At 64.9% G+C, this 15312-nt stretch carries 13 protein-coding genes; 4 read left to right on the plus strand and 9 right to left on the minus strand.

The genetic code is table 11. From position 1 onward, the window contains the following. The first annotated feature begins 31 nt into the window (after nt 1-31). Entirely contained in the window at nt 32-1777 is a 1746-nt protein-coding gene (locus F9929_RS15125) for a M14 family metallopeptidase (RefSeq protein WP_152047423.1), read from the plus strand. Nucleotides 1778-1824: 47 nt separating this feature from the next. Here the strand turns inward: F9929_RS15125 and repC are convergent, their stop codons facing one another. The 4 genes from repC to F9929_RS15145 form a co-directional block, all read right to left on the minus strand. After that, on the minus strand, nt 1825-3042 hold the full coding sequence (repC, locus tag F9929_RS15130) for a plasmid replication protein RepC (protein WP_152047424.1): 1218 nt from the start codon (nt 3040-3042) through the stop codon (nt 1825-1827). 156 nt (nt 3043-3198) lie between these two features. Further along, nucleotides 3199-4236: a plasmid partitioning protein RepB gene (gene repB, locus F9929_RS15135; protein WP_152047425.1), complete on the minus strand. Its 1038-nt coding sequence runs from the start codon at nt 4234-4236 to the stop codon at nt 3199-3201. Next, nucleotides 4233-5453: a plasmid partitioning protein RepA gene (gene repA, locus F9929_RS15140; RefSeq protein ID WP_407922237.1), complete on the minus strand. Its 1221-nt coding sequence runs from the start codon at nt 5451-5453 to the stop codon at nt 4233-4235. Before repA ends, repB begins: the two co-directional genes overlap by 4 nt. Before the next feature lie 173 nt (nt 5454-5626). Then, nucleotides 5627-6292 carry a sulfite oxidase-like oxidoreductase gene (locus tag F9929_RS15145; protein WP_152047427.1) on the minus strand — a complete coding sequence of 222 codons (666 nt, stop codon included), beginning with the start codon at nt 6290-6292 and terminating at the stop codon, nt 5627-5629. 417 nt (nt 6293-6709) lie between these two features. Here F9929_RS15145 and F9929_RS15150 point away from each other — a divergent pair, with 417 nt between their 5' ends. Beyond that, the gene (locus F9929_RS15150) at nt 6710-7741 is read left to right on the plus strand and encodes an Ldh family oxidoreductase (RefSeq protein ID WP_152047428.1); all 1032 of its coding nucleotides are present in this window, start codon (nt 6710-6712) and stop codon (nt 7739-7741) included. An 18-nt stretch (nt 7742-7759) separates the two neighbouring features. Here F9929_RS15150 and F9929_RS15155 read toward each other — a convergent pair whose 3' ends face one another. The 5 genes from F9929_RS15155 to F9929_RS15170 form a co-directional block, all read right to left on the minus strand. After that, complete coding sequence (locus F9929_RS15155; RefSeq protein ID WP_152047429.1) at nt 7760-8728, minus strand: dihydrodipicolinate synthase family protein; 969 nt, start codon at nt 8726-8728, stop codon at nt 7760-7762. Nucleotides 8729-8880: 152 nt separating this feature from the next. Next, nucleotides 8881-9852 (minus strand): ABC transporter ATP-binding protein, encoded by a 972-nt coding sequence (locus tag F9929_RS24060; RefSeq protein ID WP_193227780.1) that lies wholly within the window; start codon nt 9850-9852, stop codon nt 8881-8883. After that, nucleotides 9849-10832, minus strand: a complete 984-nt coding sequence (locus tag F9929_RS24065) for an ABC transporter ATP-binding protein (RefSeq protein ID WP_193227781.1) — start codon at nt 10830-10832, stop codon at nt 9849-9851. The genes F9929_RS24060 and F9929_RS24065 overlap by 4 nt, the downstream gene beginning before the upstream one ends. Beyond that, entirely contained in the window at nt 10829-11659 is an 831-nt protein-coding gene (locus F9929_RS15165) for an ABC transporter permease (protein WP_407922242.1), read from the minus strand. The genes F9929_RS24065 and F9929_RS15165 overlap by 4 nt, the downstream gene beginning before the upstream one ends. Before the next feature lie 20 nt (nt 11660-11679). Further along, on the minus strand, nt 11680-12633 hold the full coding sequence (locus tag F9929_RS15170) for an ABC transporter permease (RefSeq protein ID WP_152047430.1): 954 nt from the start codon (nt 12631-12633) through the stop codon (nt 11680-11682). Between the two features lie 498 nt (nt 12634-13131). On the opposite strand from F9929_RS15170, the gene F9929_RS15175 reads away from it, so the two are divergent. Beyond that, nucleotides 13132-14376, plus strand: coding sequence for a porin (locus F9929_RS15175; RefSeq protein ID WP_152047431.1), 1245 nt, complete (start codon nt 13132-13134; stop codon nt 14374-14376). Nucleotides 14377-14721: 345 nt separating this feature from the next. Further along, nucleotides 14722-15267, plus strand: a complete 546-nt coding sequence (locus F9929_RS15180) for a PAS domain-containing protein (protein ID WP_152047432.1) — start codon at nt 14722-14724, stop codon at nt 15265-15267. The last annotated feature ends 45 nt before the right edge of the window (nt 15268-15312 follow it).

Genomic DNA, 15312 nt, shown 5'->3' on the forward strand with positions numbered 1-15312 from the left:
CCGTCGCATCGTGTCGCCAATTTGAACCGCGATGACGCTTCTTCTGGATACGACCTTCCCCCGAACGATCGAGACGCTTCTCGACCGTTTCGAAACACAGGACGCGGACGGCTCGAAACTCCAAGCCTGGACTTTCGACGACGCCCCCACCCGCCGCGCGGCGGAAGCACGCTTGGCGTGCGTCGGGGTTAAGGCCCGCATCCGCTCCGCCTATAAGCCGCTCCTCCACTTCTTCCTCGAGGAGGTGGAGCGCGAGGGCCTCGACCAGATCGTCCTTCGCTATCCGGTGCATCCGGCCGCCGCGCCGAACCGCTTTCGTCTCGAAGCCTATCCGCTGGCGGCGCTCATCGGAAACGCTCGATTGATCTTCGAGGCGAACGAGACGCTCGACCTTGCCTACGACGTCCATCTTCGATGGCGGAACGGGCACGAAAGCCGGACACGCATTCTTGCGCCGAACCGCACGCATGTCGACCCATATGGCACGGTGCTGCTTTCCCCGACAGGCTGGCTCCGCGTCGATGCAACAAGCGGGGGCGAGCGGCTGGAAACGGATTTCGAGCAGCTTTTCGCGGCAGCGATGGCCGCAGTCTCCGCCCATGACTGGGGAGACGCTGAACCCTTCTTCGCCGAACTGAACCTTCGCGCCACCCTGCCCTTCGCCGAGCGGCGCCTTCCCGTCGGCGAGGAATGCGTGAGCCTTGGGGAAGCCTTGCACGAGGACCTTTACTTTTCGATCCTGGAACTCTTCGGCCATCGCCGGGGGCTGACGCGCGACGCGCGCGACATGCGCCCCGGCCAGATCGTGCCGGAGGTTACCTTTGCCCCCGGCCACTTGACCCTTCGCATCGAAACCCGCCCACTTTCCACCGATGAACCACCGGGCAACGCGGGACCTGCCGAAGAAGCTGCGGGTCCCTTGTCGGCCCAAGCAGTCGCGCGCGAACTCGAAGAGATCAGCGGCCTCGCCTTCGAAGCCCGGTCGAGAGCAGGGCGAACGGTTCGGGCGCGGTATCGGGAGGGGTCCGACCGCGCTGTCATGATTTCCGGCGGACAGCATGCGAACGAGGCGAGCGGCATCGTCGGCGCCTTGCGCGCGGCGAAGGTGCTGGCGGCGAGGCCGAACGCGCATTTCACCGTCTCGCCCGCCGAGAACCCGGACGGACAGGCGCTGCACCTGCGCCTTTCTCAGGACAATCCGCGCCATATGCACCACGCGGCGCGCTACACCGCCTTCGGTGATGATCTGGACGTCCGTGCCGGTGACGATCCGCATGAGAGGGCGATCCGCACTGATGCGGAACGGCGCGTGCAGACGCTTCTTCACGTCAATCTTCACGGCTACCCGGCGCATGAATGGACGCGGCCCTTGTCCGGCTACGTGCCGCAGGGTTTTGGGTCCTGGACATTGCCGAGAGGCTTTTTCCTGATCATGCGTTACCACATGGGCTGGGAAGCTCCGGCCGAAGCGCTGATGAGGACGGTGACACAACGCCTTTCGCGCCTGCCCGGCCTCATGGCCTTCAACCAAGCCCAACTCGCACTCTACCGCGCCCATTCCGGCGAGCCCGGCTTCGCGCTTCTCGACGGCTTCCCTTGTTCGATCTCGCAGGACGATCGATACGCGCCCCCGATGACGCTCATCACCGAATATCCCGATGAAACGATCCAGGGTCCGGGTTTCGCCGCTGCCCACGCGGCGCAGAGCGCGACCGTTCTCGCCGCCTATGACGCGCTCCAAACGCTCGACCTTGCAAGTCGCCTTCCGGCCGTTTGAACGGAACTTCGCCGGCTTATCTCGTTCGATCGTCGTCGGGTCAGCCATCATGCCGGTATTCTCGCCTCTTCGCTTCGCCGACGCTTGGCGAGAAGCGCCATCAGCACCGGCCCGAGCGAGAATTCGCCGTCTCGTGCTTTTCGCGTCAGGCAGCGCAGATAACCTCCCGCCGAACCGATCGCCTCGCCGCGCTGAAGGATGCAGGCCAGAACCACGCTCGCCTGCCCCTCACCCATGACCGTCGAGGCTTCTTCCCAGGCATCGGCGCTGATCCCCAGCATCGGCCGCACCAGTTTCGCGGCGCTTGCGAGGTCCTGCCAGTTCGCCACGCCGCCCCGCGCGTAATCGGCGATATCCGGACAAGCCTGAAGCACCATGCCGAGGGGATAGGTCTTTTCCGTCAGCCGCGGCCTTGGCGGCTCGGGCGCTGCGCCCAGCACCCCGCTCTTTTCTGGGCGAGGTTCAGATTCATTTAAGGGTTTGGGTTTTGAATCTTGTATGTGGCGCTCAGTTTGAGACTCATTGGCGCTTGAATCTGAGGAATTCACGAGATTTTCGAGGATGTTGCGCAGTTCGGTCGCGAGGTCCGCGAGGGCATCTGCCGAGACACGCAGCCGTTCGCGATCGCCGTTGCGCGGAATGGCCGCCGCGATCGTCAGATAGCGGGAACGTAGTCCCATCCAGTCGAGAGAAATGCCCGACGTCTCCCCAACCGCGATCGACTTGACGATCTCTCGCCGCAGGATGGTTACGGTCTCACGCAGGGCCAAAAGTTCTCGGCGGGCGCGAGTGGCCGCTTCGGCCGCCGCCTGGATCTCGTCCACGCGGGCGAGGATGGCCCGCAGATCGAAGCCGAAAGCCCGCTCGATCGCCCCCTCTTCGCCTTTGCGGGCGTAGCGCTTTCCGTTCGGGCTGTCGCGACGGATCAGCAAGCCGGCTCCCACCAGCACGGCGAGGTGCCGGCGCAGCGTGGCGGGCGCCATGCCATGGGCGCGTAGCGACAATTGCCGGTTCGACGGAAACACGACGAGATCGTCCTCGGCGCAAAGCTCGTCGCCCGGCAGGAAGGAGATCAGGGCGCTGAGAACGGCGAGAGCCCGGTCACCGAGACCGAACGTTTCCTTCGCCTCGCAGATAGCGCGGAAGATCGGCCATTTGCCGACGCGCGCGTTCGGCGGGCAGTTCTCGGCGCGCATCTGCGCCGCGACCATGCCGAGCGTCATCGACCGCCGCCCGAAGGGCGTCGCCGATAGATGGGTTTCCATGTCTTTGCCTCATCTCAGGGCAAAGAAATCCGCTCGCCGGAACGGCGTCCATCGCTTGACAGTGATTCGCGGAAATGCGATTCTCGAGTTGCTAGACGACGAGAAGGCTTCCGGGACGAGAGTTTCGGGAGCTTTTTCTTTTGCCGGTTGATCCCTTTAGTTGCGTTGCTTCTTCCGCGCGGGCTTGGTGCCCGAACGGTCTGGCTCGCCCTCCCGCGCGACGAAATCCTCGTAAAGCGCCGGTAGGCGCTCCGCGAGGAAATCGGCGAAGGAAGGGCCGAGTTCGCGATCGATCGTCAGTTTCGCATCCCGCCCGATCGAGATGAGGGCAGCGATGCGGCGTCCCGACGTGGAAAGAACCGTGCGCTCGACGGGAGCCGCCGGGCGCGTGTCGCGCGTCGCCTCCAGAACGGCGGCGAAGCGCGCATCGGAGTCAGTTCCGGAAGCCGGCGGCTCGGCGACAAACCGTGAAACGCGCGTCGCGGCGCCCTCCCCCTTCAGCGCTTCCGCCAGCGACTGCCAGCGTCCGCGCCCGACCTTCGGCGCCCGTCCGACATAGCGCAGCACCTCGTCCGGCATCGCCCTGGCAATAGTGATCAGCTTCGATGCTTCGGCCTTGTCGACCGTCAAGGCGTGCTGAATCACGACACGGCTTTGGCCGCGATCTTCCAGACGCTTAGCGAAAACCGCGCGCTCGATGAAGGTCAGATCCTGGCGCGCGGAGTTCTCCAGACCCTGCGCCACGGCCAGAGCCTCGTCGTCGAGTTCGCGCACCAGCGCGCGCACCGGGCGCTTCAGGCTCCCAAGCGCCCTCACCCGCCGGTGACCGAACGCGGTCTGGTAACGCGTATGATCTTTGGGGTGGACGCGGAGAAGCACGGGCACTTCCTGCCCGCGCTCCGCGATCGAATTCTTCAACGCCTCGAAGGAGGAGGCATCCTCGTCGTCCGGAAAACGGTCGGCGAAGGGCGACGGATCGATCAGCGACGGATCGACCTCCACGATGCGAACGCCGTCCGCGAGGCTCTGGCGCAGCGCCTCGTTCTCGCGCTCGACATGCGAGAAGCTTTCCTTCATCGAGCGCACCGAACCCGCCGACACGCGCGCCGTGCGCGACGGGTTGTCAGCCGACAACTCCGGTTCTTCCGGCCGCGTCGCGAAGATCGAGGCGATGGATTTCGACCTCTTGTTCATCGGGCCCACGCCTTCCCGATCAACCCCTCGATCTCGCCGTTGACGGCATTCATGCTGTCGAGGGCGCGATCATAGGCGGAGCGTCCAACGGCCCCGCGATCGAGTTCGTAAAGCGACTGCTTGGTGAGACCGGCATTGGCAATGGCGGTGGATTTCCAGGCGGTCGCCGCCAAGACGTCATCGGCGAAGAGCCCGCGCAGAAGCGCGACGATCTGCGCTTCGGGAACATCGTTCGGATCATGGCGCGTCACGACATAGCGCACGAAATCGAGATCGAGCCGCCCGCCCGCATCCTCGATCACCGACATCAGGTCGGCGGTCATCAGGAGGAACTGGCTCATCGACGCCACATCCACCATCTGCGGGTGGATCGTCACCAGCATCGCCGTCGCAGCATTCAGCGCGCCGACGGTCAGGAAGCCGAGTTGCGGCGGGCAGTCCACCACCACCACGTCGTAATCGGCCTCGACCTCCGCAATGGCACCGGCGACGCGGCGGAAAAAGACGTCCTTCCCCCGCCCGCCCTGCATCATGGCACGTGGCGTTTCGTGCTCGAACTCCATCAGTTCCAGATTGCCGGGCACGAGATCGATGCCGTCGAAATAGGTCGGGCGGATCACTTCACGCATCGACCTGCGGTCGCCGTCGTAGCGGATCGCCCCGTAAAGCGTCTCGTTCTCGCCGATGTCGAATTCCGGCTGGTGTCCGAACATCGCCGACAAAGACGCCTGCGGGTCGAGATCGACGGCCAGAACGCGATAACCGTGCAGCGCCAGATATTGCGCGAGATAAAGCGAGGAAGTCGTCTTCGCCGAGCCGCCCTTGAAGTTGGCGACCGCGATGACCTGCAGCTTCTCGTGCTCGCGCCGGCGCGGCAGAAACGACAAAGCTTCCTTCGGGCGGTGACCGGACAGAAAGCGGCGCAGTTCGTTGACCTGTTCGAGGCTGTAGGACCGCCGGCCACCGCCCGACAAAGCCGGGACAGGCCCGAGCCCGTCCAGCGAAAGCTGACGAAGATAGCCGTCTGAGACGCCGACGAACCGGGCGACTTCGCCGGACGAAAAACTGCGCAGCGTCTTTTGCGCAGTCGGTGGAAACATGGCATCGCGCATGGAGCGCAGTTGCGACGACAGAATCTCCGCATGCCGCGCGATGCGGTCGGCGGCGGAAGGCGGATGGTTGGGCGCGACGGCTTTCAAGGCGGACATGACTTCCATCTTTCAGACGGAATTAGAGCGTCAGACGCCTTGTTTCCGTCTGGCATAATGGTCACGATTCGCAACGAGTCGCAAGATGGGTCAATAAAGCGTTGCTCGGGGCCCCAAGCTCCGGGAAAGGCTTCCATGCGAGGGGCCGAAGGGCTTTCTGGTCGCATGACGGACGCGCGCGATCACTCGTCGTAGCGTTCTTCGCCCCAGGGGTCACCGCGATTGTGGTAGCCGCGCACTTCCCAGAAGCCCGGCTTGTCCGCCACTGCGAACTCGATGCGCTTCAGCCACTTGGCGCTTTTCCAAAAATAAAGATGCGGCACCACGAGACGCACCGGCCCGCCATGGTCGAGGGTCAGCGGCCGGCCTTCCCAGGAATGGACCAGCATCGCGCCCTCTGCCAGAAAGTCTTCTAGGTCCAGATTGGTGGTATAGCCGTCATAGGAATGAAGACGCACGAAGCGCGCGCCCGGCCATAGCTGCAACTGCGCGATAAGATCGGATGTCGCAACGCCGTTCCAGCGATTGTCGTATCGCGACCATGTCGTCACGCAGTGGATATCGGACACCGATTCCGTTTGCGGCTGAGCCATGAGATCGGCGTGGCTCCAGCTCAACGGAGTCTCCACCGCGCCGTCCATTCGAAGCCGCCACGTCTGCGGCGACAGATCGGGTTTCAGGCCAAGATCGAGCACCGGCCAATCGCGCACCAGATGCTGGCCGGGCGGCAGGCGTTCGCTTTCTCGCGCCGCGCCGCGTCCCGTCAGAAATCGCCCTTCGCCGGCCCAACGCTCCTTCGTGGTCGTGAGCTTGGTTTTGGGCGGCAGTTGTTCGCCGTCATCGCTCATCACGCGTTTCCACTCTCATCGTTCGGCCGTTCGTCGCAGCAGCGACCCTCGATCGCAGCATAGATAGGTCGGCCGCGTCTATGACGACAACGGCTCGGTAAGCCTGCCGGGGACATCGGCTCGAACCCTGTCCGCGCGAAACTCAGATCGAGAAAGTCGACGCAATGATGCTCACCGAAAACAGCATCGGATGAAGCCGGATCATCTCGCTGCACCGGTTGTCCGCTGACAACCACATTGAAGGTAGCCCGATGGCAGTGGACACAGCCGGGTGGTTTGTGGAACGGGCCGGGCTGCCCTGCGAGCGACGAGCTGACGACGATATCATCCCAGTGCCAGGCGGGTACGGCGGTTTCCATCCGTCTCGACCCGTCTTATGAATTGAAGATCACGCCAGGATCGGAAGGCCATTGACAGATGGGCGACACGACTTTCTTCACCGTCGATGAACTCACCGCGCGGGTGGAGGCGATCCTAGCGAAGGCGGGGTTGAACGCGGTCCAGGCGGGCGCGGTGGCGCGGGTCGTCACGGCGGGTGAGCGGGACGGGGCGAAGTCTCACGGCATCTACCGGATCGAAGGCGTCCTGCGAACGGTGGCGGCGGGCAAGGTAAATCCGAACGCCGTGCCGGAACTCATGGCCGACGACGGGACGGCCATCGTGCGCGTCGACGCTCAGCAAGGCTTCTCGCCGCCGGCCTTCGCGCTCGGTCTCCCGGCTCTGGCGGAGCGCGCGCGGCGGCTCGGCCTTGCCGCTCTCGTTATCAACGACTGCACCCATTTCTCGGCTCTCTGGCCGGAAGTCGAAGCCTTGACGGGGCAGGGGCTCGCGGGCCTCGCCATGTGCCCGAGCTATTCCACGGTCGCGCCGGCGGGCGGCAACCGGGCGCTTCTCGGCACCAACCCGATCGCCTTCGGCTGGCCGCGCGGAGCCGGCGATCCTTACGTCTTCGATTTCGCAACCTCGGTGGCCGCGCGCGGCGAGATCGAGCTGAAACGCCGGGCCGGCGAGCGGCTCCCCGAAGGTTGGGCGGTGGACGTGGACGGGCAGCCGACAATCGATCCGGAAAAGGCGCTCGGCGGCGCGATGCTGCCCTTCGGCGGCCATAAGGGTTCGGCCATCGGCACGATGATCGAGCTTCTGGCGGGCATCATGATCGGCGACCTGACGAGCCGGGAAGCTTTGGACAAGCTAGGCACCACGACGCTCGCCCCGATGCACGGCGAGTTGATCCTCGCCTTCTCGCCAAAAATCTTCGCCGGAAACCGCGCCGGCGATCCCTTCGCACGGGCGGAAAGTCTGTTCGACGCGATCCTCGGGCAGGGCGCGCGGCTGCCCTCACAGCGGCGCTTCATGGCAAGAGCGCGATCGAAGGCAGAGGGCATCGCCCTTGTTTCCGCCGAGATCGCGCTTCTGGACCGCCTTCTGGAAAACGGCGCCGCGACCTGACGCGGCGCCTCGGAAGTTTCAGGCGGCCGCGAGCTTCGGGGCTGCCTCGGCCAGTTCCTGGCTCCATTCGCCGTACCATGCGTCGAAAAGCTTCAACTGCGCTTCCGCATAACCGCGCTGGCTGTCCGAGAGCGCATCCGTCTCGTTGAAATGGAGGCGGTACTCGGCATGTCCCTTCAGCACCATCATGTGCTTGTAGAAGAGAACGAGATCGGCCCCTTCGTCGAAGGACGACAGGACGGCGAGGGCGGCTTCGAGTTCCAGCGCCCGCCGACGCGCCAGCGCATCGCCCTCCGCCGCCGCGGCAGACAGGGTGCAGAGATGCAGCACTTCGCGCGGCAGAACATTGCCGATGCCAGTGATCGCGCCGGTCGCCCCGCAATTCACGAAGCCGTGGAAGACGGCCGTGTCGACGCCGACCATCAGCGTTACGTCGTCGTCGCGGCTCGTGATGTTTTCGGCCGCATAGCGAAGATCGGCCGGGCCGCCGAACTCCTTGAAGCCAACGAGGTTCGGATGTTCGGCGCGCAGCGCGAAGAACAGATCGGCACGGGTGGCGAAGCCGTAATAAGGGCTGTTGTAGATCACGGCCGGCAGATCGGGCGCGGCAGACAGAACCGCCTTGAAATGCGCCCGCTGCGCCTGCGCCGAGGAGCCGCGCGACAGAACGCGCGGGATCACCATCAGGCCCCTGGCGCCGACTTTCGCCGCATGGGCGGCGTGGGCGACGGCCGAGGCGGTGTTCACCGCGCCGGTGCCGACGATCACCGGGATGCCGGCTTCCGCCAGGCGCTTCACGCCTTCCATGCGCTGCGCGTCGGTGAGGAGAGGCCAATCTCCCATCGAGCCGCAATAAACCACGGCGGACATGCCGGCGGCGATCAGTTCGCGGCCCGTTCGCACCAAGGTCTCGTAATCCGGCGTCCGGTCGGGAAGGCAAGGTGTCATCAGCGCGGGGACGACGCCGGAAAAGATGGAAGCCTTCATTGCGAAATCCTCGGGAAAGTTATGTCAGCCGCCCGTGCTCGCACCGCGAGAGGGAATGAACGAGAATCATCCTGCCATCTTGCATTCATTGTGTCGACAGAAATGATCGCATTGGCTGGCGTGGGCGCTTCAACGTCGTCGCGATGGGTGGGCTACATCGCTTCAGCATGGTGACAAGCCGCCAAGCGTCCGCCATCCCCGAGCGCTCTCAAGACTGGCGTTTCGCGGCGACAGCGTTCCGTGGCAAGCGGGCACCGGGAACGGAAGGCGCACCCCGCCCAGTCCACCGGCTCGTCGGGGAAGGGCAGGGAAACACGTCGCCGCTTCTTCACCGGTTTGTCCAACGAAGGCTCGGCATCGAGAAGCAGGCGCGTATAGGGATGCAACGGGTGCCGGAAGACAGCGTCCGCCCCGCCGCTTTCCACGATCCGGCCCTGATACATGACCCCCACGCGGTCGCAGATCGCATCCACCACCGAAAGATTGTGGGTGATGAAGAGGAAGGCCGTGCCGAAGCGCTCGCGCAGGTCGAGGACGAGGTTCAGGATCTGCGCCTGAACGGAAAGGTCGAGCGCCGAGACGGCTTCGTCGGCGATCACGAGGTCCGGCTGTGTGACGAGCGCGCGGGCGACCGCGATGCGCTGGCGCTGGCCGCCGGAGAACTCGTGCGGGGCGCGGGCGGCATCGGCCGGGCGAAGGCCGACCGCTTCCAGCATTTGCGCGACCCGCGCTTCGCGCTCCGGCCGGTCAAGACGGGGGCGCAGAAGATCGAGCGGCTCGGCGACTGACCAGCCGATCCGGCGGCGCGGGTTCAGCGAGCCTTGGGGGTCCTGGAACACCATCTGGAACCGGGCCCGACGGCGAACGAGTTCGCGAGGCGTCAAGGCGAGGATGTCTTCGCCGGCAAGATACACTTTTCCGGAAGTCGGACGGTCGAGCGCGGCGGCGATGCGCGCGAGCGTGGTCTTGCCGCTGCCGCTTTCCCCGACGATGCCCAAGATGGTGCCGGGCTCCAGTTCCAGCGAAACGCCGTCCAGCGCGCGATGGGCTTCGCCTCGACCGAGAAGCCCGCCGCGATAATCGCGCACCAAATCTTGGAGCCGCAGGATGGGCGCGGCGCTCATGGGGCCGGTGTTCCGGGCTCGGCTCGGATGCAGCGCAGGCCCCGCCTTTTGCCGGCCTTTTGCCAGACGGGCTCCCCGGCGTCGCATTGCGGAATATGGGCCGGACAGCGCGGGGCGAAGCGGCAACCGGGGGGCAGGGCGGCCGGCGAGGGGACGGTGCCGGAAATCGTGAACAAGCGCCCGCCGGGGGGAGGGCGGCGCGGCACGGACCGGAGCAGCCCTGCCGTGTAGGGGTTCGACGGGCGGCGGACGAGATCGAGGCTCCGGCCTTCCTCCATCCGAGTGCCGGCATAAAGCACGAGCATGCGCTCGGTCGCTTGCGCCACGAGCCCGAGATCGTGGCTGACGAGGATCAGCGCCATCGTCCTTTCGCGCACCAGTTCGGCCAGGAGATCGATGATTTCGGCCTGAACGGTGACGTCCAGCGCCGTGGTCGGCTCGTCGGCGATCAACAGTTCGGGCTCGGAGCCGAGCGCGATGGCGATCGTCACCCGCTGGCGCTGGCCGCCCGACAACTCGTGCGGATAGGCCTGAAAGCGCCGCGCGGCGTCGGGAATGCGGACGCGGTCCAGGAGTTCGCGCGCGCGCCGCCGCGCCTGGTCGCGCGTCAGTTCCCTGCCGGCTCTCAAACCTTCCGCGATCTGGTCGCCGACGCGCATCGCGGGATTGAGCGCCGTCGCGGGCTCCTGGAAGATCATGCCGATCCGGCGTCCGCGCACGTGCGACAGCGCCCGGTCGCCGATGCCGACGAGATGTCGGCCGTGGAGACGAACGGCGCCGGTCGCCTCGGCATTCGATGGCAGGAGGCCGATCACCGCCAGGGCCAGGATCGACTTGCCCGAGCCGGACTCCCCGACGATGCCGAGCGTTTCGCCTTGTTCCACGTGAAACGATATGTCGTCGAGAACGCGAAGGCGCGTGCCGTCCGGTTGGCGGATGTCGACCGCCAGCGCCTCTACAGACAGAAAAGGCGTCTTCATCCACCCCCCGCGCGACGCGGATCGAGAAGATCGCGAAGACCGTCGCCCAGAAGGTTCAGGCCGAGAACCGCCAGCGCGATCGCAGCGCCCGGAGCGATCGCGAGCCAGGGCGCGCTGCCGAGCCGCTCCTGCGCGTCCGCCAGCATCCGGCCCCAGCTTGGGCTCGGCGGGGGCGCGCCGAGGCCGAGAAAGGACAAGCCCGCTTCGGCGAGAATGCCGAGGCCGAGCTGGATCGTGACGTGAACAACGAGAAGGCCCGCGATATTGGGCAGGATATGGTCGCGCGTGATGCCGAACGCGCCTTTGCCCGCCCCGCGCGCCGCCAGAACATAGTCCCGCGCCCAGATGCGGAGCGCGGCCCCATGCGCGATGCGCGCGAAGACGGGAACGCCGAAGGTGGCGATGGCAAGGATCGCGGTGAGGCGGCCGGGTCCCATCAGGGCGCCGAGCATCATCGCCGACACGATCGGCGGGAAGGCGAAGACGACGTCGCAGACGCGCATCACGATCGCTTCCAGGATGCCTCGCCGCGCCGCGACGGTGAGCCCAAGAAAGATGCCGACGACCGCCCCGAGCGTCACCGCGACTCCCGCGACGAGAAGCGAGTTCTGCGCGCCGACCATCAGAATGGACGCGACATCGCGGCCGTAATGATCGGTGCCGAGAAGCCCGCCCTCCAGCGGCGGCAGGAGCTTTTGGGAGATGGCCATGCGGGTCGGGGAAGCCGGCGTCCAGACAAGCGACAAAAGAGCGAGGGCCACAAGCGACCCGACGATGGCGAGGCCCGCGACCAGCCGATTGGGAAGGGGAGGGCGATTCGGCTGAATGGCGAGCGAGCCGGCGGTTCTCACGCCGCCCCCCTCGCGCGAAGGCGCGGATCGAGAACGAGATAAGCGAGATCAACGAGGGCGTTCACCACGATCACCAGCCCGGCGAGAAACAGAACGACGCTCTGCATCACCACGAGATCGCGCTGCGAGAAGGCTTGAAAGGCGAGACGCCCGAGACCCGGCAGGCCGAAGACGTTTTCAACGAGAACAGAACCGGCGATGAGATAGGTGAACTGCAGCCCGAGGATGGTCGCGACCGGCACGAGCGCGTTCGGCAGAGCGTGGCGGCACAAGGCGGCCGAGCGCGTCAGCCCCTTGGCGCGCGCAGTGCGCACGAAATCCTCGTTCAGAACGTCGAGAACCGCCGTTCGCGTCACGCGCGTCAGGATGCCGGCCTGCGGCAAGGCGAGGGCGAGGGCGGGAAGAAGCAGCGCAGCCAGCGCCGGCCCGATGCCCGCCTGCCATCCAGGAAAGCCACCCGATGGCAGCCAGCCGAGCGCGGAGGAGAAGAGAAGGATAAGGAGAAGCCCGATCCAGAAGTTCGGCAACGCGACGCTGCCTTGCGCGAAGAGCGTCGCGACCATGTCCGGCCAACGGCCCTTCCGCGCGGCCGCTACCGTGCCGAGCGGGATCGAGATCGCGATGGAGAAAAGGACGGCGAGCGCGGCGAGCGGCAGGGTGACGACCAGCCGTTCGGCGATCAACCCCGCAACGGGAACGCCATAGGTCGTGGACCGGCCGAGATCGCCGACGAGGACGCCGCCGATCCAGCGGCCGAAGCGCAGGATAATCGGCGCATCGAGCCCCATCTCGGCCCGCAGCGCCGCGAGCGTATCCGGGCGCGCCGTCGTTCCGAGCATGATCGCCGCCGGATCGCCCGGCAGGACGTTCATCAAGAGGAAGATCGACAACGAAACGAGAACCAGCGTCAGAAGGAGGCCGAGAACGCGGCGAAGGAGAAGAAACGCCATTCAGGACGCCGAAAGAGTGGTCGGGGGTAAGCGGCGCAGCACGACGAGCATGGCATCGATCCCCATTTCCAAGTGGAGGCTCCACCGATTCGAACCGCATAAACGAGCGCGGCCCGGCCTTTCCATTGGTCTATACAGAGCTTCGCGGTGCTTGGCAGCTTTTCGCCGGTTGCCGAGATTGAGGATACGGACCGGCCGAGCACACCAGACCGGAGTCGAGCGCAGGGACCGTTGCCACGCTTCGTTCATCTAGAAAGTAGAACGCGTGCCGTTTTCCTACGCCTCATAAGTTCAGTGACTTATCAGGCGGAGACCTCGTGATAATTGGGCAACGGTTTGTGGCGTAAAGGTGTCGAGCAGCGAGGTTGTACTTGTTGGAACCGACGAATTCGATCAATCTCACCGCGAAAACAAACAACGGACTTTCCCGCCGCCGAGGGTATCGCGCCTGATCTGGCCGATGGCGGAAGGAAGTCGGTGGCATGGCAGGGGTCGGTCATGAGCTTCAAGCAACTTCTCCTTGGTTCCGTCGCTGGTCTCGTCGCGGTTTCCGGCGCTCGCGCCGCCGATGCCCCCGTGACCATGGTGGAGCCGGAGCCGGTTGAATATGTCCGCGTCTGCGACGTCTACGGCACAGGCTTCTTCTACATCCCCGGCACCGAAACCTGCCTCAAGATCGGCGGATATATCCGCGTCCGCTTGAACGCTTCGGGCGACATCAGCGGAACGCCGGGCGGGTTTGGGGAGGTCAACGACCGGGATCTGGACGAGGACGCTTTCGAGCGCGACTACGATTTCAATACCCAGGTTCGTGCTCGTCTGGAGTTCGACGCTCGCGAGGAAACCGAGCTCGGCACTCTGCGCGCCTTCACGCGCCTCCAGGCTACCAACATTTCCGGCACCGATCTCGGCTACGGCACATCCAATAACAACGTCGATCTCGACCAGGGCTTCATCCAGCTCGGCGGGTTGACCATGGGTCGCCTCGACTCGCTCTGGGCCGAGAACGATGGTCTCTACCTCGACAACGACTGGTCGGTCGGCGATCTGGCGCAGAACCAGATCCGCTACACCTTCGCCACCAACGGCTTCACGATCTCGACCTCGGTCGAGGACGAAGGCGATGGCGACGCGATCCCGGATGTCGTGGCGCAGGTCGCCTACAAGGGCGCCTGGGGCTCGGCCTACGTGTCCGGTGTCTACGACGAAGACAATTTCGATCCGAATGTCACGCAGCCGACCATCTTTAACCTGGACGACTACGGGACCGATCAAAGCGAGGACGGCGCCTTCGCGATCAAGGCGGGCGCTGAACTGAAGGACCTGATCTACACGGGCAGCGCCTTCAAGGTGGAAGGCCACTATGCCTTCGACCCGACGGAATACGCCTCGCTGTCGCCCGGCGGCTACCTCCTCGGCATCGAGGCGGAAGGCAATACGAACTCGAACTTCAGCTTCGGCTCCCTTCCGGAAGAATATCAGGTCGGCGCCGGCTACCAGCAGAGCTTCGGCAAGCTGACGGCCTATGTGAACGGCATCTACGGCAAGACCTTCGCGATCAACTACGCCAACGGCGTGTCGCAGGGCTCCGAAATCTGGGGCGCCGGCGGCAGCTTGGAATACGCCGTCACCACCAATTTCTCGGTCCTGGGCGAAGTCACCTATCGCGACGTCGATCTGAAGGGCGGACTCGACGACCTCAGCCAGACGCGCGGCTTCCTGCAGTTCCTGCGCGAATTCTGAAGCATCCCTTCAGAATCGGATCATCGGAAGGCTCGGCATGTTCTGCCGGGCCTTTTTTCCGTTCGAACGACACTGGCAGACGCGGCGGAAGCTGATCCATTCGCGGCGTCAGCCCTTTGCGCGATCGTCTCGCTCCCGATTGATCGGCGCCTCGTCACGCCGATGATCGGATGCGGGAACTCCCTTCCTTTCCCAGCGGAACCGCTGGACAGCTATGGAATTGCAAGTTGTGTCGAACGCTACGTCGGGGAACAACGTTATGAGGCCGACATTAGCCACCTTATCGGTGTAACCGTCTGACCGATAAGCGTTTCCAAGGTTTCATCCTTACCAAAAGGAGACCCGATGCCGCATTCGAAGCGTTCAGACAGCCTTCCGGCGATCTGCGAACGGGGTGGTGTCTGGGTCTGGAATGTCCGCGACGACATCATACAAGCGGATGAAACCGTCTCCCGCTATTATTCCGTTCCGCCGGAAGAAGGCCGCCGGGGTGTTCCATCACGGATCTTCTTCCAGGGCATCTTCGCAACCGACCGGGATCGCGTCGCGCACAGCGTCCAGCATTCGGTGTTGACGGGGGAGCCCCTTCGCGAGACCTACCGGGTCGACAGCCGAATTTACGGCCTTCGCTGGGTCCAGGTAGAAGGCGTCTGCTTCCGCGATCCCGATGGCCGTCCGTTCTGTTATCCCGGCCGACTTCTCGACGTGACCGTCTCGAGCGAATCGAGCGAGCCTCATGTGGCGATCGTCGAGGGATTGATGCATTCCCACGAACTGGCCATCGCAGCGCGCGAGCCGATGCTGGCGAAACTCGTCGAGGCGGTTCTGATGGAAGCGGGGCGTCGGCTTGGTGCGGTTTCTTGCAGCGAACAGGAGATGCCTCGCCGCTGAACCACGCGTAACGCAGCTACAACACGCGATGCACGGATTTCATAG

Origin of the sequence: Aureimonas psammosilenae, assembly GCF_009176975.1 — a bacterium.
GTDB classification, from domain to species: domain Bacteria; phylum Pseudomonadota; class Alphaproteobacteria; order Rhizobiales; family Rhizobiaceae; genus Plantimonas; species Plantimonas psammosilenae.

Coding starts and splice junctions, on each gene's coding strand:
- repB (WP_152047425.1), bottom strand. CDS start 4,236: ATGAACAAGAGGTCGAAATCCATCGCCTCGATCTTCGCGACGCGGCCG.
- repC (WP_152047424.1), bottom strand. CDS start 3,042: ATGGAAACCCATCTATCGGCGACGCCCTTCGGGCGGCGGTCGATGACG.
- F9929_RS15125 (WP_152047423.1), top strand. CDS start 32: ATGACGCTTCTTCTGGATACGACCTTCCCCCGAACGATCGAGACGCTT.
- F9929_RS15175 (WP_152047431.1), top strand. CDS start 13,132: ATGAGCTTCAAGCAACTTCTCCTTGGTTCCGTCGCTGGTCTCGTCGCG.
- F9929_RS15170 (WP_152047430.1), bottom strand. CDS start 12,633: ATGGCGTTTCTTCTCCTTCGCCGCGTTCTCGGCCTCCTTCTGACGCTG.
- F9929_RS15150 (WP_152047428.1), top strand. CDS start 6,710: ATGGGCGACACGACTTTCTTCACCGTCGATGAACTCACCGCGCGGGTG.
- F9929_RS24065 (WP_193227781.1), bottom strand. CDS start 10,832: ATGAAGACGCCTTTTCTGTCTGTAGAGGCGCTGGCGGTCGACATCCGC.
- F9929_RS24060 (WP_193227780.1), bottom strand. CDS start 9,852: ATGAGCGCCGCGCCCATCCTGCGGCTCCAAGATTTGGTGCGCGATTAT.
- F9929_RS15180 (WP_152047432.1), top strand. CDS start 14,722: ATGCCGCATTCGAAGCGTTCAGACAGCCTTCCGGCGATCTGCGAACGG.
- F9929_RS15155 (WP_152047429.1), bottom strand. CDS start 8,728: ATGAAGGCTTCCATCTTTTCCGGCGTCGTCCCCGCGCTGATGACACCT.
- F9929_RS15145 (WP_152047427.1), bottom strand. CDS start 6,292: ATGAGCGATGACGGCGAACAACTGCCGCCCAAAACCAAGCTCACGACC.
- repA (WP_407922237.1), bottom strand. CDS start 5,453: ATGGAAGTCATGTCCGCCTTGAAAGCCGTCGCGCCCAACCATCCGCCT.